Below are 21518 nucleotides of genomic sequence, written 5' to 3'. Positions count from 1 at the left end.
ATCCTCCGCGGAACATCTTTTATACGGCAGTTCCTAGGCAAAAGACCTTGGCGTGAAAAATATTCCAATACTTTTCACATCAGGCTCCTTTGCCATAAGAACTTTAACGTATAAAAAGGGACTTCCCATCCATGGAAAGTCCCTCTGTTTTCGTTCTGCTTCCCTACGTTGGCATTAACCAAATCAAGTTCAAAGGGTTGGACTTTACGTCCTCTCAGCCTTTCGGCACCCCCAGCCCATATGAAAATATGTAAAAATTATAGCATGAAATTTTTTTCGATGCAAGTTCTATTTTTCTTTGGAGATCAGGTGGTACGGAAGCGACACAAACACAATGCCGCCCACCATGTTTCCAACCGTAGCTAAAATCACGCTGTAGAGATATTCTCCCAGGGAAATACCGCCGTTAAACAGCGCCACGCCCTCAATACTCATATTGGCAACGCTATGCTCAAAGCCGCAGACCATGAAAACAAAGATACACCAGAAAACCATAATCAGCTTTCCAGATTCCGTCTTCATTTTAATACTGCACCATACAGCCAAGCAAACCAGAATATTGCACAAAACCGCACGGCTCAGCAGCTCTACCGGTCCCAGTCCAACCTTTCCAGCCGAAATCTGGGTAAAATACTCTCCCACAGCTCCCGTCGGTATCTTTGTCAGATGGAAAACCAGAACCGACAGCAAGGAGCCGACTAAGTTTCCAATCCAGCAAAAGATCCACAGCTTGCAGGCATCTCCCCAGGATACGCTCTTACGCATCGCAGCGGCTCCAAGCACAAAATTATTGCCCGTAAACAACTCGGCGCCCGCCGTAATCACCAAGCTTAAAGCAGCAGCAAAAGCAAACGCCTGAACCGCCTTGGTCCAATAGGCCGCGTCCCCATTAAAAATGATACTGCCGAACACAAAAGCCACAAAGCTGCCAAAAGAGATAAACATTCCGGCCACCATCGAAGATACAAAGTAACCCGTCGGATTCTTCTTCATCAGGTTGATCTTGGCCCCTCCCGCATTACATACTGCCTGAAATTCATCTTTGAACATACGCTCTCTCCTTTCCTGAATATGTTAAATTTATCACGTTCTCCCAAGAAAGTCAATTATTTTTCCTTCTTCTTTTCCCTTCTAGCTTTATTAAAAAATTTTACCGCTTCGTAAGATTCCGATATCAAAAGGTCTCTGGGGAAAAGGGGGGAATATTTTGTATTTGCAGGAGTGTTCGTACTTCTTCGATTCTGAAAATTTGTATTATAAACAAAAATAAGACTGTTTGAGCGCAGCGAGTTTCTTATTTTTGTGCATGCTTTTTACAAATTTTTGGAATCCTAGAAGTACTCACTCCGAAACTCTACAAAATATTCCCCCCCCCCTTTTCCCCAGAGACCTTTTGGCATCGGAATTTTAGTAAAGAAAAAACAGGCTTCCACCTGTTTTCTTTTCCACGCTCTTATTTTTCCTTCTCTTCTTTTTCCAGTCTTTCAAAAATCATGTCATAACCGTCGTTCCCATAATTCAAAGAACGATTCACGCGGCTGATCGTAGCCGTAGAAGCTCCGGTTTTCTCCGCGATCTCCAAATAAGTTTTTCCCTTGCGGAGCATCCGCGCCACCTCATAGCGCTGGGCAAAAGAAAGCAGCTCGTTTACCGTACACACATCCTCAAAAAAAGCATAACACTCCTCTACATTTTTCAGCTGCAGCACCGCTTGAAAAAGCCCGTCTACGGTCTCCGTCTTCAATTTCTTATTCATGAGAATTCCCCCTGAATTTGAGTTCACACTTTCTATAAGCATTAGTTTAGCACTGTAAAGTTTTACTGTCAACTAAAATCCCGGAGAAATTCAGAAAACCAAGGGGCCATTTAAAACCAAACGGCAGAAACCGCCAAATCTTCATCTAAAAATACCAGCTGCGCCCTCTTTCCCGGCTCAATACTGCCGTACTCGTCTTCAATGCCAAGACTTTTGGCCGGGTTGATGGTTGCACATTTCACGGCTGACTCCAACGGGATTTTTGCCTCCTTGACCACAAATCGAAGACACTCCATCAGATTCGAGGTGGAGCCTGCAATTTTTCCCGTGGCTGTGACAATTGCCGTTCCTCCCTCCACACGAACCGCTTGGCCTCCCAACTCGTACATGCCGTCCGGCATTCCTGTCGCAGAAATACTATCGCTGATAAGGATAATACGGTCATCTCCAAACATTTTAAAGGTATTTCGAATCATCGGAGCCGCCACATGGACGCCGTCGCAAATCAATTCCACAAAACAACTCTCATTCTCCAGCGCCGCCCCTACCACGCCGGGAGCACGATGATTCATTCCGCTCATCCCATTATAAAGATGCGTAACCTGGGTTGCTCCCGCTTGAAAGCCCGCCACTGCTTGATCGTAATCCGCATTGGTGTGGGCCAAGGAAAGGCGAAACTCCCCTTTTAATTCCCGGATAAAGGCCAAGGCGCCTTCCGTCTCCGGCGCCACATCCACTAATTTTATCTTCCCGTCCGCTGCTTTCTGTAAACGGCGCACCATCGCTGCATCGGGCGCCATCAGATAAGCGGCATTCTGCGCGCCTCTCTTCTCATAAGAAAAAAACGGGCCTTCCATATGGATTCCCACCAGATGCGAGCCGCCCTGCTGTTGATAGGCCGCCGCATTCTGATAAACCTTCCTCAACTGTGCTTCCGGCAAGGTCATAGAAGCCGGGCAGATGTTGACAATGCCATTGGAAGCTTCATAACTGGCAATCCGAAGCAGCGATTCCGGAGTTGCATCACAAAAATCCGCTCCCATGCAGCCATGGAAGTGCAGATCTGTCAGTCCCGGAATCAAGTAACAACCGGAAGCATCAAATTCTCTGCCATCCCTGCTCTCTGCTGCAAATCTTCCATTCTCGATATAGATGTCCTGATTATGAAATTTCCCATCCGGGCCAAAGACCCTTCCATTTCGAACACGCATGCTCACTCCTTACTTGCCCAGATTCCTTGCAAATCTCGTCTTCTGGTCTTAGGATGAGCTTCCCTTATTCCCAGAAAATTTTTCTCCGCGGCATCCCCATAGCATACCTGTTGATGAAACGCTGGCCTTGCTCCATAATCCGTGATTCCTTTCCCGGTATTGGGGTGAACGCTGGAGTATGCCGCATCAATGGCGAAAACTGTCACAAGAACCGTGCAGAGAAACCATTTCTTTCCCTTCGGTATCTTTCGATATAATTCATCCAGCAAGGGGGCTCCCAGATAAATAATCGCCATACCGCCAACGCCAAAGACCAAAAGTCCTTCCGCGCAGATCCTTCCGTTTAGATTTAACAGATAGCCGCTGTAATCCCACCATTTGGTTCCCTTGGTGACTTCCAGATACCAGGCGGTAAAATATTCCACGATGCCGCAAATCACAATGGTAAGACCAAAGGTTAACCATGGCCGCTCTCTCACTTTTTGCAAAAGGACCAAAATCAGGATTCCTCCACTTCCATAGATGGGAAGCCAGGGGCCATGCAGCACACCCCGGTTTACAAACCCATCGGTGGATAAATGCAGGCTGACCTCCCAAAGCCAGCCGATCAAGGAAAAGGAAAAGAACAGCAAAATCAGATTTCCCAGCGAATAACTCCGCCGCCAATCCACTTGAATCCACTGACGCCGTTCCACTTCCGGAATCGGATAAAGGTGGACCGGATATTCCTGAAGAGGCGCTGTCTGCCCTTCTGCAAAAGGAGGCTGTTTTGCCAAATATCGGTCGTTCAGACACTCGGAATAGGGAATTGCCCGCTCCAACGCCGATTGCCGCAATTCCAGATATAGATTTGTATTGGCCAAAGTACGATAAGGATTGAGAAAAAACAGATTCAGCAGTCCGCCCGTCGCCAGATTGAGAATCCGCCAGGGAAAAAACGATATATCGAGCAGAAAGGCGCGCCATTTGTTTCCCTTCATCATATGTCTGGACAAAGTGATGGCTTCCTTCCGGCTTACCGCCGGATTTTCCGCTAAAATATAGGGCACCATCCGATAAGAATATGCTTTGATAATTCCTCCCACAATAGTCAGCGTCCAGAGCCATTGATAGAGGTAGGTAAAAAACATAATTTTTGCAATATTCCAGATCTTTCGTACCCGTATGGGGAAGGTTAGTCGGGAAAGCGGTGTCCCTTCATAGATAGAAAGTTCCAAAAAGAACCGGCAGCCGGCTACTTTTAAAACATTCTTGACCCAAAACCAATAAAACGCCAAAATCAACATTCCAATTCCCAACACGACGCTGGCGCCGACCTGGTCATGAAAAAACGCCTGGTTGAATACATTCAAAATCCCAAACAAAAACGAACCAGATTGGGTCACATTGTTAAAAATATCCGCGAATACACCATTCGTATACTTACTATTGGATACGTCCGGCGGCGCGCCCTGGTTCAACAATTCATTGACAATCTCCGAATTGCTCTTACCGGTCGGCAGTCGGGTGGTTTCCACGCTATTAGGAGCAGCTTCGGTAGAATCATAGGACTCAAACAGCATTAGGGTATCCGAATATTCTCCGACCACAAATGCTAAAATAAAACAAATGGCCAGCATTCTCCAGTAGCTTCTTTTTAATACTCCTTTTGCGCTTTTCTTCAGCGATTTCCGACTCCATATGGCTCTTTTCTTCATCCTTCACCCATACCTTCCGTTGACAAGGGCCAATCCGCCTTTTATCTTCCGGTCAGACGCGACCGCCCTGCCGGATAAAACCTTTTTTCAGTCTAACTGCTCATGAATCTCATGTCAATGGAAAGTTTCGATTTCCTCCGCGCACCGTTTCACGCATTCCCCATATGTTATAGTATGAAAATTTTTTAGGAGGACTTCCATGAAGAAAATTTTGCCATCCTTTCTTGTGATGGTTCTGCTCTTTGGCCTGTGCGCCGCCGGCTGCGGCCAGAAAGAGGAGGAACTGACCAAGATTACCCTGAACGAGGTTGCCCACTCTATCTTCTATGCGCCCCAGTATGCGGCGATTGAACTCGGCTATTTCCAAGAAGAAGGGATCGAATTGACCCTTGTGAACGGAGCCGGTGCAGACAATGTTATGACATCTTTGATCGCAGGCGATGCGGATATCGGCTTTATGGGAAGCGAATCATCCATCTATGTCTACAACCAAGGAGCCGACGACTATTTTATCAACTTTGCCCAGCTGACCCAGAGAGCTGGAAACTTCCTTGTCGCCAGAGAGCCGATGGATTCTTTTACCTGGGATGACCTGAAAGGGAAAAACGTACTTGGCGGCCGGAAAGGCGGAATGCCTCAGATGGTCTTTGAGTATATTTTGAAACAAAATAATATTGACCCAGCCAAGGATCTAAACATTGATCAGAGTATTCAGTTCGGATTGACAGCAGCCGCATTTACCAGCGGTGACGCAGACTTTACCGTAGAATTCGAGCCCTTTGCCACCAGCCTTGAACTGGAAGGTTCCGGACACGTGGTCGCCTCTCTCGGCGTAGATTCCGGCTATGTTCCTTACACGGCTTACTGCGCCCAGGCCAGCTATATTGAAAAAAATAGCGATATTATTCAGAAGTTCACCAATGCCATGCAGAAAGGCATTGAATATGTAAACAGCCATAGCTCGGAAGAAATCGCGAAAACCATCAAGCCCCAGTTCCCGGAAACGGAAGAATCTACGATTGCCACTATTGTAGAACGCTATAAGGAACAGGACACCTGGAAAAACGATATGATTTTTGAAGAAAGCAGTTTTGATCTGTTACAGGATATTCTGGATGAAGCAGGCGAGTTGTCTGCCAGAGCCCCTTATGACAAACTGGTGACCACCGAGTACGCCAAAAAGGCAGCCGAATAACTTCAAAATTCCTATTTTCTGAGCGGCAAGCAAAAGCTCGCCGCTCTTTTTCTTTGGTCGAATTTATTTTTGCTCCCGCCTATTTTTGCTCATTTGCCTACATAATTTTGAGCCGTAATGAGCAATGAGGATACACAGCCCCACCAATGCAAGATAATCCATATAAAATAATATTTTCGGCTCACCGTAATCGAAAAATACAAACTCACTTTTCAAAAAGAGATACGTGAGAAAATCTCTTTTGACGAAAGCAAACACACCGTAGCCCGCAATTAAGATTCCGGTTATGGGAGCAGTCATTTTACTGAATTTTGACATCCGCTTCTCACAAATATGATTTCTCAGCATATGGATTACCATATTCCAATGGAGGCCCAAATGCAGGCTCATCAAAAGCAATCCCCAATAAGCGCCAAGAATGTGAAGTCTGCGGGCAAACGACATACTACCGCCCATCGGTAAAAAAGCGAACACATAGCGCGACATCACAATTCCGCTGTACATCTGCGCAATCATCGCGGCCAATACAAGCATATCACCACAAAGCGTTAAGGTACGCAAAGCCGTATATTTTCCTTTGAAGATGCTTTTGTACCAATTCCAATTGAGCAAATGATGAGCAATGAAAAGGGCGAACATTCCGGCTCCCATCCATTCGTGCGCGGTTTCTCCCCAAAACTGGTACCCCATTAGAAACAAAAGCAGGACGGTCATCAGAATATCAATCACCCGTTTTATGATTCTTTTGGGCTTCATTCTTCCACCGCCTTATGGATACAGGCAATCGCATTTAAGCTGCGGGGATAACCGATATAAGGCAGGCATTGAGAAACAACACAAATCAGAAACTCTTTTTTGTTTCCCATATGGATATTTCCTTTCGCATGGGCGATCAGCTGCGGTTCACAGCCGCCTTGTGCCATAAGGAAACAAAAGGTTATCATTTCACGCTCCGAAAGGGTAAGCCCCTTTCGTGTATAGTAGTCGCCAAAGCAGTTAGCGGCAAGCCACCGGTTGATATGTCCGGATTTCCAGGCTTCTTTCATATGCTCTCCGAATATTTCTGCTTGCGCCGCAATGCCTTTTTCAAGCCGATTTTCAAGCGTTGTTGTTGCCTGACCGTCAAGCGGAAGCGCTATGCCCTTTTCGGTCAATATTTCATTGGTGGCGTTCAAAAACGGCAGCATTCTGCCATAGCCGCAATAATCGGTCGCCTGATAAACAATTTCCTTTGCCATGATTGGCGTGATACCATTTTCCAATGCTTTTGGGAGCATTTCTTTGAAAGCGTCCTCGCTGGCGCTGCCGATCAACGCCGCCAAAATCGCCAGATAGCGTGTCTTTTCCTCTAACTGCTGATTTTCTTCGTTTGGCACTTCGTTAAAAGCAAAATGTTCAAAACGTTCCATAAATTCCGTATCTGTTATTCGTAAATTCATTTTCACATCTCCTCTCAGATCTTCTAATTTTCCGTCTGACTGCAATCCACTAAAGAAAAAGCAAGCATTATCGCTATAAAAGCAGATAAATATTTTTTCATATCATTTTCTCCTATTCGGCAAGGCCGATTTCAGCCAGCCACTCGCTTACGGCTTGATCGGGATTCGACGCAGAGGAACTTCCGATGTGCAGTCCAGTTGTTACCGCTGCACTCGGCTCAAGTTCTTTCATTTCGTTTACGGTGTTGGAAAGGCCGCTGCCGCCGCTTGTGCAAAACGGAGCGATCGTTTTGCCGGACAGATCATAACTGTCAAAGAATGTATAGAGAATCATCGGCATATCGCCCCACCAGTTCGGATACTAAACTGTAGCCCACCTCTGTAATCCCTTGAAAACACGGGGCGTAACGCCATACAAAAATGTGTTTTGTGTTCCGTTTCCTTTTTCTAAGTTGAAGAAATGGAAACCTCACTTTAAATTATATTGCGCTATCGCCCACATAGCAAATACTTTGATTGCATATGTTGTTATGCCTATTATGAATGATACCTCTTTGAAAGAGAAAGCAGAAGTCTCTATTAGTTTTACAGTATATACCTTTCGGTTATAACTGACAGAGCCAGCGGTTCAATAATGCCGCTGGCTCTATGTATGAATTCGTTTATTATAAGTTTTTGATAATGTTCAGGCTTTTCTTATTCAGCGCCTTTTGCAGTCTTTGATTTTCTGTCAGCAGCTTGGCGTTCTCACGCTTCAGTTCTGCGACCTGCTGCCTAAGAAGTTCGATCTGGCTGTCCATCGCTTGATCAAGGATGCTTCTCCGGGGATCGACCGTTCCTGCCTGTTGTTCTATGGCGCGGTCTATTTCGGCTCTCACAATTGCATTCTTGTAAAAAAATCCTCTCGACAGCCCTGTCATCTTCATAAGCTGCGGTACAGAAATCCGTTCACCATTTTCCATTAGTTTTCGGATCGCCCTTTTCGCAGAGGCTATTTTCTCGTCGCTGCGTTCTTTATTGATTTCAATCATCCTGTCGTATTTGCTCATATTCATCACCCCATCCTTCTAAGTGTGCCAGCAGGATTCTTGTCTGTGCTTCTCTTGCCCGTCGAGTCTCGTCTGCCAACAGTTGGTTGCTCATCTTGCGGTAATGCTTGACCGCACCGAGGCTCTTGTGTCCCAGCAGCTTGGCAATCGTCCAGTCATCCAAGTGCAGTTCTGTCAGTTTTACTCCGTATGAGCGTCGGAACATATGTGATCCGAAGCGGAAGGGCTTGCCCTCATCATCTGTCAAGCCTTCCTTTTGAATCAGTCCGAGAACTTTGTGCTTGATAGTTGTGTATTGAAGCGGTCTGCTGTTGTTCTTTGCATCTACGAAGATGTATTCTGACTCACCATGCTGCTGTTCGGAGCATTCGATGGCTTTGCGGATCAAGGCGGCAAGTTCTGCACTGATTGGCTTTTCATAGGTGCTGGTTTTGACCTGCTGAATTCGTATGATGTCTAAGCCGTTCCGATTGGAGAGGCAATCCCGCCGCAGTGTCAGTGTATCCGAGATTCTCGTTCCGAGCATTTGATGAATGACCATGCACCTTGTAAGCTGTACATCCAGCTTGGTGATCTGTGCGTTCAGCCTTTTTAGTTCGCTTTCCGAGTAGGTTTTGAATTCCGGCTGGATTTCGGAAGGAATGTCTGTGCTGATAAACAGCCGTTCCAAGTTCGGGTATCCGCATATTTTTCCGATGGTTTCAAGCACATTTCGTAATTTCAGAATGCTATCACTGTTGCTTCTGCCGGAGCTTCCGTCCGTTGCTCTGTGGATCAGGTAATCTTCTAATAACACTCTGTCAATCTCGGAGCATGATTTGATGCCCTTTGCCTTTTCTCTCAGGTAGGCTGAAAATTGACGCATGGAAGTCATTTCCCGCTGCACAGTTCCGAGTCTTTCAAATTTCAGGTGCTGATAAACCGCCTGCTTGAATTCTTCCCGAATACCTTCTTGTGATATTCCTGTAAAGTTTAGCGTTTCCGTCTTGTAAATCGGGTTTTCGTTTATCACAATCCCTAAGTTATCCAAACGCCATATATCTTTTTCTTTCTCCGGCCGCTGATCCTGCGGCTGTAAAAATCGGAGGATGCACATTACATATCTAATCAAGCGAGGCTGCGCTTTGGTTATTGTTCCATAGGTGCTTTTCTTCTCACAGAAGAGTGGCTTGCCATTTCCCAGCATCCATATATGGAGCAGCTTTATCCATTCCTTTTCATTCCAGTCGGTAAAGCTTTGGGGCTTCTTTCTTGCTCTCTGAATCGCTTGACAAAGCTGTTTATAATAGGTTTTATCAGCCTTGATGGTTGTCAGGGAGACTTCTATTCCTCTGTGCAGGAGGTATCGGCCGAATTCTTCCCTCATGGCGTCAGTAGGGAGCAGGGATAGGTCAAAGCAATCGGTTTCCGCATCAAGGTTTTCCCCATTTTGAATGGCGGTTATCCCGCACTCCAATTCTCGGTAGAACACCTTATTGTCCATATTTGCCTCCTTTCTTCAGGCAGGAAGCCAGGCTGTTGCCCGGTTTCCCGAAAAATTCTGTGTTTGCCGCTGCGATCTTTCTCGGCATATAGTCGATGTACTGCTCAGTCATTTCCTCATAATCGTGACCGAGATAATCCCGTATGCTTTGCAGTGACACGCCGCTGTCGTAGAAAAAGGTCGCTACCGTATGGCGGTAATCGTGAGATTGGAATAAGTATTCACCTCCTTCTATGGCATTGTCGCTGCAGAACTTCTTCATCTGATAGCGGAAGGTCTGCGACCGGTAGGCGCCGCCGTATTGATTGGTAAAGAGGTAGTCATCCGGGGCGATGCCGTTTCTTTTGATGTACACCTGCATGATTCTATATAGTCCGTCAGATATCGGTATCCGCTTATAAGTTTTCATCTTGACCTGATACACCTGTATCCATGCGTCCTCTCCCTGACGGTAATATGCATTTCCTTTTAAGGTACATACCTCGCTGATCCGAAGCCCGATGCACCACAGGTGCAGGTACATACACCGCAAATGCTCCGGCAGAAGGGGGAGCTTTTTCAGCATTTCCATGCATACTTCCGGTGATACGCTCCGATCATGGTGCGTAGGTATTACTTTCTTTTGGTAGTATTCCAAGCGGAAGGGGACTTTTTTGGCATATCCCCGTACCGTTAGGAAACTGAGGAATTGGTAAATCCCAACAAGATATTCATTATAGGTTTTCGCAGCGATTTGCTGATTCTGCAGCTCTTTGATGTAGCGTTCCATCTGTTCTTTCGTGCAGTCGCATATGGATTGTCCCTGCTCGTTAAACCATACCAGCATATTTCGCAGTCCGTGGTATCCTATTGTGATTGTGCTTACAGCCCTGCTTGTAACGCCGAACTGGTATTTCATATATTCTTTTGCACACTGCCGGTCACCCGGATGTGGAATCTCTGCAAAGGATATGCTGGCGAACGAGCTGCTTGGATTTATTCTGTTTTTCGGAAGGTGCAGCCTGTCTAAATACCACACATTGGCATCCCAGTTGATTTCATCGCTTTGCAGAAAGAGTGTTTTTCTACAATAGTTCAATATCGGCAGCAACAGTTCTTTTCGGGTGTTGCTCGTTGTATGCTCTGCAAGGTACTGCTCAAATTTGGTTTCCTCTTTAGCGTCCATTGCTTCAATGTCTTTGATTCCGTACTCCACACAGAAATCATACAAGCACTGCAGCCCTGAAAGTCGGAATTCCCGCCGTCTTGGTTCTTTGAAAATATCGACAACGCTATTCAGCACTTGGAATATCTGCTGTTTTAAAGACATTGGGCAGTTTCGTTTGAAATCCCATACCATATTGGGCTTATGTCTGACGGAATCAAATTCCATCTCTATTGTTTGATTCGGATGGTATGGGAGGAACAGGATTTTATCTTCCAGCCGCCATTGATACTCGAAGCCGCCGGCGATGGTTTTCGTCTGCTGTCGGATATGCGCTTGTTTCGCGCGGTCAAAGGCCAGTATATAACGGTTTGTCTGTCGGATTCCCTCATTGATTTGCAAATATTCTTCGAAGGCTTTCCTGAGTGGGTAATCCATTTCAAAAATGCTTTGGATTCTTTCTTTCCGAAGAAACTGCTTCAGCTTCCTTTTCGCCGTACTGCATACATCCTGACAGCCGTCAATGATTTCTGATATTTCTTCCGGCAGGGTAAACGGTTTTTCTTCCGCTTGCCATTGTCTCAGTGCGTATGCGGGCATTTTTCGCCACCTCCTTCTACAGCAGTTTTTCTACACCGTATAGTGCAGAATGCTTTGCGTAAAATTCCTGACTGGCTTCTATCAGCTCATCGTCGATAATATTCAGATATCGAATGGTGGTATCCAAGTGTTTATGTCCGAGAGCCTGTTGGATCAGTTCCAGCCGCCAGCCGTCTTTTCTCCGCATATTGGCGAAATACCTGCGGAGCATATGAGGAGTCAGGTCAATCCCTGTCTTTTTCTCCATACGGTTTAACATATCGTAAACACTGTCCACCTTTAACGGCTGCCCTGTGGTATTGCCGGAGATATTGACAAACAGGTATCTCTGATGCTGGAGAAGCTCTCGATACTCTGCAAGATAGTACATTAAAAACTCGTAGGTATCGTCGCTGATCCGTGCTTTTCGATATTCCGCATTCTTGGCTCTGGCGTCATTTTCATTGTCGTCACGGAAGTATACGCCTATCAAGTGGTTTTGATAATCAATATCATGGGCGTAATCCACGCCGAGGATTTCTCCTATGCGGAAACCTGTCTCGGCAATTAGCAGCAGGAGGAGCTGGTCGCGGCAGTTTGTGCAGGCTTGCAGAATTGTAACGATTTCGTTATGCTCGGCTGGTCTGACCTTTCGATCCTCCGCTTTCAGGTATCCTTTGAAGGACTGATAGCGGAGCTTTTTCTTTACACCTACGGCGTTGGCGGCAACATGATAGTTGTAGGACAGCACCTTGAGGTCGCCAAGCTGTTCATACTGTGCCTCGATATAAAGAAAGAACCTGAACACATCTTCTAAGTATGCGTTACAGGTTCCGTTATGAATCGGTTTTATATTTTCCTTCTGCGTATGATTTCCGGCTTTCAGCCAATATAGGAAATTTACAAAATGTTCGTTCTGCTTCTCAAAGTCCAGATCATAGACCTGCGGTATTTCCATCTGCATTTCATTCAGGTATTCCAGATAATAACAGATGGCAAAGGCGGATCGTCTCACCGTATTTGGCGAACGGTTGGACATGATTTTATGCTTCAGGTACTTGGTCGGCAGAAGCACGATGTCCATTGTATCATAATCACGGATAAAAAAGTATTTCTTTATGTTTTCCGATATGGATTCAACTTTATACCGTTTCATCTGCCGGCCTCCTTTCCTTTACGCAATACACAGTATACCGTGTTGTGCTTTCAATATCCAGCGCAAACCGCAATAAATATGAGAGAATTTTTCTCTTTCAAACCGGGCATAACCAACAACGTTCCGAATCATTTTTCTGTTTCTTCCTGCTGTGCCAGCAGCTCATCCAAACCAAAACTCACAGCTATGGCGTGATCCACATACTGCATGGTCGCTGCATTGGCGCTGCCGATATATTCCTTCAGCCGTTCCCGGTCGATTGTCCGCACCTGTTCCAGCATAATGCGGGAGTCGGCAAAGAGCCTTGTCCCTTCTTCATCCAGCAAAACATGAGTCGGCATATCCTTTTTTCTTCTGCTGGTAATGGCGGCCGCAATGACAGTCGGGCTGAAATGATTGCCTACATTGTTCTGTATAATGAGGACGGGACGGACGCCGCCCTGTTCACAGCCCACGGTAGGATTTAAGTCTGCGTAATATATATCGCCCCGCTTAATCTCCATACGCTTGCCTCCTGTCACAGTTCCATACCGTACTCAGCCATCGTCACCATTTCGTCTTCCAGCCTGCCGTATTCGTCAAAGGCTTCCATTGTAACCATAGGGATTTCCTTCGCTTCTGCTTCGCCCATCTGAATGGGAGCAAGCAGGGGAATAATCTGACGGCACAAATCCTGATCCGGGCATTGGTCAATAAAGCCGCCTATCGTATTCAGAATCAGCCTGTCCAGCATGTCCGTCAGAATAATCTTTTCTGCGTCAAACTGATGAGCGCCGAGGAAATTGGCGATATGCTCCGAAGTCATGTCAAAAACATATTCCTGCCTGCCGCCGCTAAAAGGATATATATATGCATACCCGACATGACCTTTGCCGAGGATTTCTTCTTCAATGATTTTTTGGTCTTTTTCATTCATACTTAATTCCTCCTTCTGATTATGTAAAAGGCTGCGATCCGCTGTTTGTGCAGACCGCGGCCTTGTGATATCAATCGTTTCGTTTGTCTGCCGATATTTGATCCACGCCATCCCTCGGCTCATGGGAACGCATTTTCCGGTCATGCATTTGACCTCATGGGAATCTCACCCCTCCCAGGTTCTCTGCGAGGCGCCCTCCTTTGCTGCGACGGCTCACGATGCTCATGCTCGCTTCAACGCTCGGCTTTAGGACTGGACGCAAGTATCTTTAATACCCCTGCCTGTCATGGCCTTCGCTGCGGATGCACCGCACCGTCTGAATCTTGAAGCCATCGGACACTTCTTGTTGAATGCCTGTCCGTGAATTCGCTCATGTAGCTTGCCGGTTTTGCCGACAGCAGAGGGAAAGTAAAAAATGCGCTGTACTATGAAATTTTCAAAGAGCAACGCCTGTCCTTCCTCATCAGAAAAAACAGGCAAAGGATATTCCTTCACCTGTTTCCTCACTTAGAAGCGTTTTTTAGCCCCTGTTTTCAAAAAAACTTTTTATTTTTTCTAAAGCACGGTCTATGGATCGCTTTACCGGCATAATCGAGCAGCCCTCTATTTCCGCAATTTTCTCATATGTAAAATCATAGAAATAATACAGGATCAGCCGCCTGCGCTGTACTTTTGGAAGATGGTCAATCGCCTGATGGAGCTGATCATATTGGATTGCCCGATACACAGTTTCTTCCACCGTGCAGGGAGTTCTGTTCATTCGCTGCTCCAGTGTTCCTTCTGACAGTTCGGATTGTTCAATATGCCTGTCCCATTCATTGAGATAGGACAGATCCTCCAGCTCGAATGCGTTTAGAAGCCGATACAGCTCACCGTCAACTTCCATTTCATGAAGCACACCCATCCCATCACGAAAGGACAGATAAAATCTGCCGCCTGCAATGCTCAGAGTGTATGGGTTGTTTTTGTCTTTTCTTCTTTTCGGATGTCTCTCATCCATGACTTTTACCTCCTATCAATCGTTGTTGAACAAATCAAAACGATTGACCCGGAGGACTGCGGCAGCCGACGCTACCGATACCCTGAATATCAAAAAAGGCACACTGGCAGGCATGGATACCCGCTTGTGCACCTTTGTAATGGCTATATTTATTTTGAAAACACTGCAGAGCTAAGTCCGAAATGTAGGGGAGACATGATGGAAATATAATCCAAAGCACATATAAAACGAGCTAAAACTCACTTGCATGAGTGTAGCCCGCCGCCTGTGTTGCTGTATAATTTTTTGTTCTTTGAAAATCTCCGAAAGTCTTTTGGATAACCCCTTCATTTTAACCTCCGTGCCATAATTGTGTTCATTTTTAATTCTTCCCCTCCAAAATATGATTAGTAACTCACTCTATATGAGTTTAATAGTTATTTATATGAGCGTTAGCGCATACTAAAATATATATGAGGTGAGGTGCAATGAAGAATCCGCTGGATTTGTTTGCTGCCGATGTCCGTGCCGCAAGAATCAGGCGGAATTTAACACAGAGGCAGTTGGCAGACAATCTGCACATGAGTGTGCGAACAATCATAGAAATTGAACGCTGCAAAAGTAGTCCGCGCTTTGAGACGGTTGCCACGATTGCAAAAGAGTTGAATATCAGCATTGATGCTGCTGTTTTTCAAAACATCCAGACCGATGGCATTTCTAAAAGCGTTGTGGATTTCTTTTCCGGAAAAAGTGAAAAAGAAATCCAAAAGTATATTCTTCTGTGTCAGCAGGCAGATACATTCAAAAGCGAAAACTAAAGACGGCTGCTTAAATCAATCGGTTTAAGCAGCCGTCTTTTTCTAACAATATTCAATGATGTGGAATCTTTGCTGATTTCCTCATCGAAATCAGTCAGAACAGCTTACTTAGAATACTTTTTCTTATTGGAATATACGGTTGTTCCGACCAGCATTCCACCGGATATGAACAGCACTGCAAACCACATCCACAGATTGCTGTTATCACCTGTTTGGGGACTGTTGGTATTTTTATTCCCATCTCCATTAGGATTGGTCGGCTTATCGTTATCCGGATTTACAGGATTTGTTGGGGTGTCGCCACCCGGATTTGTCGGATCAGAAGGCTCCGTTGTTCCTTTGGCTGGGATTTCTTCTCCCTTTACCTCATAACCGCAAACCTTGCAGGTCTTATCGCCCGTATATCCTGACTCAGTGGCTGTGGCTTCCTTTGCATTTTCTACCTTCCAGTCATGTTCAGCTCTATCGCTGACAGCCCCGCAGCTGCATTCGTGCCAGTGTCCATTTTCGTCTGACTTCCACTCACTGCCATAGTTGTGCTGGTGTGTATCATCTACCGTCACCGTGATATTCAGCCGTTCACTATAATCCATGCCATCCTTATATGCCGCAATACGGAATTTTGTATTTTCCGTAATTGGTATTGGGCCGGTATAGATTTTCCTGCTTGCGCTGTTCTGGCAGGGACAGGTATCGTCCGTCGTGTAATAAATCGTTACGCCATCCTCGGCCGAAATGATGAGCTGTTCGCCGTTCTTTACCGTGATATAGTTTTCTTTGGGAGAATCTGTCGTGAACTGCGCGTTCCCTATCACAGCAGTCGGACGCTTTGGTCGGCTTTCTTCCAAAGCCACACGGAGCATTAACGTTTTTTCAAGACTTGTACCTGCTGCCCGGAAAGTAATATCTATATATCCCGGCAACAAAATATCTGCCACAAAAACAGCTTTTCCGTCCGCATCCGTGACTTGTGAATCGGAAAGCAGCGTAGCAATCAAGGTATTTCCAATTTCTGCTTCTACCGTAACGCCTTCCATGTAGTTTCCTTCCGAATCCTTCACCCGTACTGTAATCTCTTTCTCTGTACCGGCCTTTGCGAAAATAACGCTTTCATAATCCAGAAGGAGTTCCGCCGGACGGGCAGAAACCGTTAGCTCTCCGCTATTGTAGGAAGCAAGTGCCTTCCCGGCATAATTCTGTGCTCCGTCAAGAGTAAAGGAAACCGTACTGCCTTTTTGGAAGCCGCCAGCCTTTGTAATGTGCAGTACCTTTGAATATCCGCTGTCCACGGACTGCCATGTACCGCTCATGCCTGCCGGGAGTGTGATTTTTTTTGCAGTATCCATGTACTGGTTAAAGATTACTTCGATATAATCGGGATAAGCGCCCACCGACGAAACCACCGGATTTTCCGTTGATTTCATAGAAACTTTCAGTCCCATCCTCGGTGGAGGAACCTGCATCCATTCGGTTGTTGTGGATTCATAGCCTTCTTTTTCAAAGCGAACCTGCCACCAACCTGCCGGCACATCCCATGCAAAAATTCCGCTACTGTCCGTAATCTGTGGATTAATCTGCTCGTAATTTTCTGCATCCCACGCTACTGCGTTTGTTCCATTTTTATCCTCTGCATACCATACGGTTGCCTTCACGCCGGATAGCGTATTGGATTCCACCGCCTCATAAACAATACCGGACGGATCCATAACCGGCTTTACCCGGGTGCTCTTATGTGTCTTTCGCATCAGATCTTCCATATCGGTATCATCACACTGCTGTTTGCGGATTCTCGTCTGACGGTCTAAATCTCCCAGTAATTTCTGAATCTGAGCCGCACGTCTTTCGCCTACCGTATTCGTCGCAGCATCCCATACGACGCCGACGCTGTCGGAAAATCCGGTCTTATCAATATATCCGGCTGTATAAAGAACCGAACCAGCAATCGCATTTGCCTCGGAGCGGAACGCTTCGTTATCCAGCAAAAGTCGGATATCCATAGCGGTAAACCGCTCCCGCATAATGGAATTGGAGCAGAGCGGCTTATCTGCATACCGATTCTCGTACAGCTTTAATTCCTCGATATAGCCTTCCATCTCCGCAGTTTTCTCGGTGAAATCTACCATCGCCTCGGCATCTTGACGGATGTTGTCAATGGTTGCCAGATCTCCGGCCACATGCATCCCTGCGCCGACGCCGCCCAACATTCCGGCTTCCAATGCGCCACAGTCCGGATGCTTGGTGATCGCATCTGCGAAATCATCATACGCATCTGTAAGCTGCCCGTAATTAAAGTTATTAATCGCCTGCTGGGTATTGCCTTGTGCATTTCCAACGAAATCCACCTGATTGCCGTTACCATCCACAAACGTAAAGCCTCCGGTCACTCCGCCTACAGCCGCATCTCTTGCAGTAGCCTTCCTGCTCGTCTTCGTTTCTGCCAATTCTGTATAATCTTTATAAGCGGTAAATTTGCCATCCTGCTCTAAAACAGTATAGCCCTCGGCTCGAAGTTCGTCTGCGCTACGGGTATTCTTTCCAAATGTAAATCCAAGTTCCTTATAAACTTCCTCCCAGGAACCATATTCGGTCAAATTTTTTTCCAACCCATAGGCTTCGGAATAAGCAACAGTCACATTATCGATTGCTTTTTCCAGATTATATGCCGCGCTCTGTACATCTTCCGGGAGACCTTTAAACCAGTCGCTTCCGGACACTCTGTATTTTGCGCCGAAAATGTACTCGGAAGGATTCTCTGCCTTTCCTATCCACTGATTTAACTCCTCGGATATATGCAGTTTACCCATAGATGCGGTAACTGCATCTTCCCGATCCAGTGCATTTGCTGCTGCCTTCTCATCAATCCTTGCCGCCGCTTCCGCATCATAGGTATATGTTTCGCCCTGGTTTTCCCAGTCGATGGCAAATTCTTCCGGTATCTGCCCTTCGGAGATCACACCGTCCTTATCACACGGAAGCGTCATCTCGCCGGCAAAGGTATAATGATATCCTTTTCCATCCGGCAATTCTTTTTGATTTAACAAGGTCATCGGCACAAGCTTTACCTTACCATCCAATGTTTTTACATAAGTTACAACATTTTCCGGTTCCGTCTTTCCCACAAATGTAGCTCCAATGGTCCAGTCGTTATCCGCTTTCTCATTGAACAGATAGTAATAGAAAGAAGGCGGCTGGAATCCATTTTCTGCCCGGTAAAGGTAAGCGCCGTTATAAGGCTTTCCAAGCCGATTCGTCTGGTAAAAATTCCATGTCTCCAGCCCTGACGCTGTCATCTCGTAAAACACTTCCGCAGTAGCTTCCACGCCACCTGATTTTGCTGTCAGCTTAAATGTCTGCCCGGTAACGGCAGACTCCGGAAATTCATAAGTAAAGGTTACACTTCCAAGCTTGTTTGTTTTCCCCTCTTTTGCAATCATTCCTTCCAGATATAAAGAAACTTCTGTTTCCGGCGCAGCCTTGACTGTCACCGAATTACCTGTCCGCTTATTCGTAATGCGCGCCGCCGGACGAATGGATAGTTTCCCTACCGTATAGGATGCGCTTCCCACCGGAGCAGTTGTATCTCCAACGGTTGCCGCTGCCGATATATCATGTATGCCCTCTTCCGAATTAGAAAGCAGGATATAATACATCCCTTTCTGTCCAGCATTTGGGATTGTCACTATATTTCCGTTTTTTTTGTAATCTGCGGTACTAAGCTGTGTTGTCGAGGTACAGATATAGTTCAGTGTACTGTCCTCTGGCAGAAGAATGGATAAGCTTCCTTCCTCACCATCTGCAAATCCATAGTACACCCGCACTACATGATTCTGTCCTGCAACGACTTCGTCATGCTCCACAACGACAGAACACTGGGATTTATCCAGAATGCCATCCACATCTGCCTTTAATAATGGTATGGTAACCTTAATTTCATTCTCAGATCCGTCTGCAACCTCTGCCGTAGTTTTCACATAATCTCTGCTCTCCTTAAGCCCCATTTTCGCAAGTACATCCATAGAAGCAACTTCAGCAAAACTCTCATTTGCATTGTAGGCCAGGATCGTATAGGTTCCAGCTTTCAGGCTTCCGGTTCGATAGAATCCATTCTTTGGCATCCGGCTCTTTCCTATAAGACTGCCAGACGCATCGAATACAAGGATATGATTATCTCCGGCAAACTCACTCTCCGTTGTAATCTCAAGACTGCCCCACTGTGTCATAAACAGAGAAAAGACACCATCTTCCCGGCTGGCAGCCGCACTGCCTCCGGTATAGCCTGCCTGATCTGCTGAAACAGTCAGTGTAAAACTGTCCTCCGTTACCGTATCGGCAAGCACAATATTTGGATACTGAAGAGTATAGTCGGTTCCTTTCGTCAGTATCCGTTCTCCTGCTTTTAGTGTCAGCTCCAGATTGCGGAAACTGGAAATCTTCGCTTCTCCAAAGTCCACGCGCAGAACCTGATTCACTGGAAGTCTGTCTACCTTTGTGAAAGCGATCTCTCCCAGATCCCAGTCTGCGTTTAACTCTGTCTTAATAAAGTGTTTGCTATAATATCCATCCAGCAAAATTTCTACCGTCACCTTCGCTCCGGCATCTGCCTTCACTTCAAAATGATTGTCCGTAAAGGTAACAGGCGTTTCCTTTTCATTTACATACAGCTCTACCTTGCCCCCTGCAGGAACAGTTCCCGATACGGTATAAGAAGAAGCGCTACTTTCAAGCGGTTCAAAGATATACAGGTTCTGTGCGTTATACTGCACATCTTTCTGTGTGTCATAGAACTGCTTCAACATCGTCGGATTCCCGACAGAATCCGTCTCATAAGTTCTGATATTTGTAAAATCCGGGAATGGATTCTCATAAGTCTGACCATCTATGTCCACCGTTTCTCTGCTGTCTTCATTCCATGGTGTCAGACCGAAATCCCGGTTTCTCACTTCCACCGTAATTCCGGTAAACGTTGTATCATCATTCTGTTTCTTACATCCAGCGAACGCACCGCTTCTAAGCTCCGTCACCGTCTCTGGAATAACGACTGTTTTTCCGGCAAGCCCAATACACGAATTGAACGCATAACGACGGATCTGCTCCACACCCGGAAGAATCGTAAGGGAAGTCATATTCAGATTTCCGGAAAATGCCGACTCTCCGATACTTCTGATATTTGCAGAAATCGTCACCTGATCAAAATTACAGTTCGTAAAAGCAAAATCACCAATCGCTGATACACTGGGAAGCGTCAAAGCCTCATTCAGTTCCGATACCGGAAGCGCCGTACAATTTGTAAATCCTGCCACCGTTGTGAAATTCTTATTTGACGGCCATGTAATATCCGTCAGTGATGTACAGCTATCAAAGGCCTTAAACCCAATATCCGTGACGCTGTCCGGCAGCACAAGAGATGATATCGGGCAGGATGCAAATGCTTCTTCGCCGATACTCTGGACTCCCTGTCCGAGAGACAGATCTGTCAGCTTCTCACACCACCGAAACGCACAGTTGTCAATTCTCGTCACACAGTCCGGTACGGTGAATTCTGTAAACGCTGCATTCTCAAAAGCATAAGCTGGGATAACCGTGAGCGCAGTGCTTTTTGAAATATCCACTTTGGAAAGACTGTGGCAGCTGGCAAATACCAGTTCCTGCATATCCGACACACCTGCCGGGAACGCGACTTCTTTCAAAAGAATCGCTCCGGAAAATGCACTGTCCCCAAGGGAAACCGCTTCCGTACAAGCCGAAAAATCAGCAGTCTCTAACGCTATACAGCCGGAAAATGCATAAAGTTCGATGGTTGTCAGATGCGCCGGGAACTTCACAGAAACCAGTGTTTCATTATAACGGAATGCTTCCCCAGTAATGGTTGTAACAGTTTTTCCGTCGATTTCATCCGGGATCACGATCTCCGTAACCGTATCCTCGCAGCCTGTAATGGCAACCGTTTCATCCTCCAGCACCTTATATGTTACTGTGCCGCCTGTGGCATCAAAAGTTCCCGTCTCGCCGTATGCCAATGCATTGGACGGCAGGATTCCAATAAGCAGGCATATGGCCAAAAGCATGGCCATAAATCTTTGCTTTTTTAACTTCATG

Annotated in this window: 17 protein-coding genes and 1 riboswitch; of the genes, 2 read left to right on the top strand and 15 right to left on the bottom strand. The window is 46.2% G+C overall.

Annotated features, from left to right (window positions below; translation table 11 throughout):
* Positions 1 to 143: 143 nt before the first annotated feature.
* Positions 144 to 243, bottom strand: a riboswitch (TPP riboswitch).
* A gap of 45 nt (positions 244 to 288) precedes the next feature.
* The 4 genes from ACCC71_RS04485 to ACCC71_RS04470 form a co-directional block, all read right to left on the bottom strand.
* Positions 289 to 1050: a formate/nitrite transporter family protein gene (locus tag ACCC71_RS04485; RefSeq protein ID WP_434311226.1), complete on the bottom strand. Its 762-nt coding sequence runs from the start codon at positions 1048 to 1050 to the stop codon at positions 289 to 291.
* Between the two features lie 403 nt (positions 1051 to 1453).
* Positions 1454 to 1756, bottom strand: coding sequence for a YerC/YecD family TrpR-related protein (locus tag ACCC71_RS04480; protein ID WP_434311225.1), 303 nt, complete (start codon positions 1754 to 1756; stop codon positions 1454 to 1456).
* Positions 1757 to 1866: 110 nt separating this feature from the next.
* Complete coding sequence (nagA, locus tag ACCC71_RS04475) at positions 1867 to 2967, bottom strand: N-acetylglucosamine-6-phosphate deacetylase (protein WP_434311224.1); 1101 nt, start codon at positions 2965 to 2967, stop codon at positions 1867 to 1869.
* A gap of 2 nt (positions 2968 to 2969) precedes the next feature.
* Positions 2970 to 4586, bottom strand: coding sequence for a DUF975 family protein (locus ACCC71_RS04470; RefSeq protein ID WP_434311223.1), 1617 nt, complete (start codon positions 4584 to 4586; stop codon positions 2970 to 2972).
* A gap of 277 nt (positions 4587 to 4863) precedes the next feature.
* On the opposite strand from ACCC71_RS04470, the gene ACCC71_RS04465 reads away from it, so the two are divergent.
* A complete protein-coding gene (locus tag ACCC71_RS04465; RefSeq protein ID WP_434311222.1) occupies positions 4864 to 5859 on the top strand; it encodes an ABC transporter substrate-binding protein in 996 nt (331 codons plus the stop codon).
* Between the two features lie 63 nt (positions 5860 to 5922).
* Here the strand turns inward: ACCC71_RS04465 and ACCC71_RS04460 are convergent, their stop codons facing one another.
* The 10 genes from ACCC71_RS04460 to ACCC71_RS04415 form a co-directional block, all read right to left on the bottom strand.
* Positions 5923 to 6615, bottom strand: coding sequence for a DUF4405 domain-containing protein (locus tag ACCC71_RS04460; RefSeq protein ID WP_434311221.1), 693 nt, complete (start codon positions 6613 to 6615; stop codon positions 5923 to 5925).
* The gene (locus ACCC71_RS04455) at positions 6612 to 7298 is read right to left on the bottom strand and encodes a carboxymuconolactone decarboxylase family protein (protein WP_434311220.1); all 687 of its coding nucleotides are present in this window, start codon (positions 7296 to 7298) and stop codon (positions 6612 to 6614) included. Before ACCC71_RS04455 ends, ACCC71_RS04460 begins: the two co-directional genes overlap by 4 nt.
* A gap of 112 nt (positions 7299 to 7410) precedes the next feature.
* Positions 7411 to 7638, bottom strand: coding sequence for a flavodoxin (locus tag ACCC71_RS04450; protein ID WP_434311219.1), 228 nt, complete (start codon positions 7636 to 7638; stop codon positions 7411 to 7413).
* Positions 7639 to 7963: 325 nt separating this feature from the next.
* Positions 7964 to 8347 (bottom strand): DUF6262 family protein, encoded by a 384-nt coding sequence (locus ACCC71_RS04445; RefSeq protein ID WP_434311808.1) that lies wholly within the window; start codon positions 8345 to 8347, stop codon positions 7964 to 7966.
* Positions 8322 to 9830: a tyrosine-type recombinase/integrase gene (locus ACCC71_RS04440; RefSeq protein ID WP_434311218.1), complete on the bottom strand. Its 1509-nt coding sequence runs from the start codon at positions 9828 to 9830 to the stop codon at positions 8322 to 8324. The genes ACCC71_RS04445 and ACCC71_RS04440 overlap by 26 nt, the downstream gene beginning before the upstream one ends.
* Complete coding sequence (locus ACCC71_RS04435; RefSeq protein WP_434311217.1) at positions 9820 to 11574, bottom strand: tyrosine-type recombinase/integrase; 1755 nt, start codon at positions 11572 to 11574, stop codon at positions 9820 to 9822. The genes ACCC71_RS04440 and ACCC71_RS04435 overlap by 11 nt, the downstream gene beginning before the upstream one ends.
* Positions 11575 to 11590: 16 nt before the next feature.
* Entirely contained in the window at positions 11591 to 12709 is a 1119-nt protein-coding gene (locus ACCC71_RS04430) for a tyrosine-type recombinase/integrase (RefSeq protein WP_434311216.1), read from the bottom strand.
* 128 nt (positions 12710 to 12837) lie between these two features.
* Positions 12838 to 13212 (bottom strand): type II toxin-antitoxin system PemK/MazF family toxin, encoded by a 375-nt coding sequence (locus ACCC71_RS04425; protein ID WP_434311215.1) that lies wholly within the window; start codon positions 13210 to 13212, stop codon positions 12838 to 12840.
* Between the two features lie 14 nt (positions 13213 to 13226).
* Entirely contained in the window at positions 13227 to 13625 is a 399-nt protein-coding gene (locus tag ACCC71_RS04420) for a hypothetical protein (RefSeq protein WP_434311214.1), read from the bottom strand.
* Between the two features lie 520 nt (positions 13626 to 14145).
* Entirely contained in the window at positions 14146 to 14625 is a 480-nt protein-coding gene (locus ACCC71_RS04415; RefSeq protein WP_434311213.1) for a sigma-70 family RNA polymerase sigma factor, read from the bottom strand.
* 467 nt (positions 14626 to 15092) lie between these two features.
* Here ACCC71_RS04415 and ACCC71_RS04410 point away from each other — a divergent pair, with 467 nt between their 5' ends.
* Complete coding sequence (locus tag ACCC71_RS04410; RefSeq protein ID WP_434311212.1) at positions 15093 to 15422, top strand: helix-turn-helix domain-containing protein; 330 nt, start codon at positions 15093 to 15095, stop codon at positions 15420 to 15422.
* 104 nt (positions 15423 to 15526) lie between these two features.
* Here ACCC71_RS04410 and ACCC71_RS04405 read toward each other — a convergent pair whose 3' ends face one another.
* Positions 15527 to 21517, bottom strand: coding sequence for a leucine-rich repeat protein (locus tag ACCC71_RS04405; protein WP_434311211.1), 5991 nt, complete (start codon positions 21515 to 21517; stop codon positions 15527 to 15529).
* Between the last annotated feature and the right edge of the window lies 1 nt (position 21518).

This window comes from Hominifimenecus sp. rT4P-3 (genome assembly GCF_051055405.1).
GTDB lineage: Bacteria > Bacillota > Clostridia > Lachnospirales > Lachnospiraceae > Pseudolachnospira.
The sequence above is the reverse complement of the archived record's forward strand: the minus strand, read 5'-3'. Positions and strand labels throughout refer to the sequence as shown.

What these genes read in the sequence shown, in the direction of transcription:
- ACCC71_RS04485 (WP_434311226.1), bottom strand. Translation starts at nt 1,050, where the DNA reads ATGTTCAAAGATGAATTTCAGGCAGTATGTAATGCGGGAGGGGCCAAG.
- ACCC71_RS04480 (WP_434311225.1), bottom strand. Translation starts at nt 1,756, where the DNA reads ATGAATAAGAAATTGAAGACGGAGACCGTAGACGGGCTTTTTCAAGCG.
- nagA (WP_434311224.1), bottom strand. Translation starts at nt 2,967, where the DNA reads ATGCGTGTTCGAAATGGAAGGGTCTTTGGCCCGGATGGGAAATTTCAT.
- ACCC71_RS04470 (WP_434311223.1), bottom strand. Translation starts at nt 4,586, where the DNA reads ATGCTGGCCATTTGTTTTATTTTAGCATTTGTGGTCGGAGAATATTCG.
- ACCC71_RS04465 (WP_434311222.1), top strand. Translation starts at nt 4,864, where the DNA reads ATGAAGAAAATTTTGCCATCCTTTCTTGTGATGGTTCTGCTCTTTGGC.
- ACCC71_RS04460 (WP_434311221.1), bottom strand. Translation starts at nt 6,615, where the DNA reads ATGAAGCCCAAAAGAATCATAAAACGGGTGATTGATATTCTGATGACC.
- ACCC71_RS04455 (WP_434311220.1), bottom strand. Translation starts at nt 7,298, where the DNA reads ATGAATTTACGAATAACAGATACGGAATTTATGGAACGTTTTGAACAT.
- ACCC71_RS04450 (WP_434311219.1), bottom strand. Translation starts at nt 7,638, where the DNA reads ATGCCGATGATTCTCTATACATTCTTTGACAGTTATGATCTGTCCGGC.
- ACCC71_RS04445 (WP_434311808.1), bottom strand. Translation starts at nt 8,347, where the DNA reads ATGAGCAAATACGACAGGATGATTGAAATCAATAAAGAACGCAGCGAC.
- ACCC71_RS04440 (WP_434311218.1), bottom strand. Translation starts at nt 9,830, where the DNA reads ATGGACAATAAGGTGTTCTACCGAGAATTGGAGTGCGGGATAACCGCC.
- ACCC71_RS04435 (WP_434311217.1), bottom strand. Translation starts at nt 11,574, where the DNA reads ATGCCCGCATACGCACTGAGACAATGGCAAGCGGAAGAAAAACCGTTT.
- ACCC71_RS04430 (WP_434311216.1), bottom strand. Translation starts at nt 12,709, where the DNA reads ATGAAACGGTATAAAGTTGAATCCATATCGGAAAACATAAAGAAATAC.
- ACCC71_RS04425 (WP_434311215.1), bottom strand. Translation starts at nt 13,212, where the DNA reads ATGGAGATTAAGCGGGGCGATATATATTACGCAGACTTAAATCCTACC.
- ACCC71_RS04420 (WP_434311214.1), bottom strand. Translation starts at nt 13,625, where the DNA reads ATGAATGAAAAAGACCAAAAAATCATTGAAGAAGAAATCCTCGGCAAA.
- ACCC71_RS04415 (WP_434311213.1), bottom strand. Translation starts at nt 14,625, where the DNA reads ATGGATGAGAGACATCCGAAAAGAAGAAAAGACAAAAACAACCCATAC.
- ACCC71_RS04410 (WP_434311212.1), top strand. Translation starts at nt 15,093, where the DNA reads ATGAAGAATCCGCTGGATTTGTTTGCTGCCGATGTCCGTGCCGCAAGA.
- ACCC71_RS04405 (WP_434311211.1), bottom strand. Translation starts at nt 21,517, where the DNA reads ATGAAGTTAAAAAAGCAAAGATTTATGGCCATGCTTTTGGCCATATGC.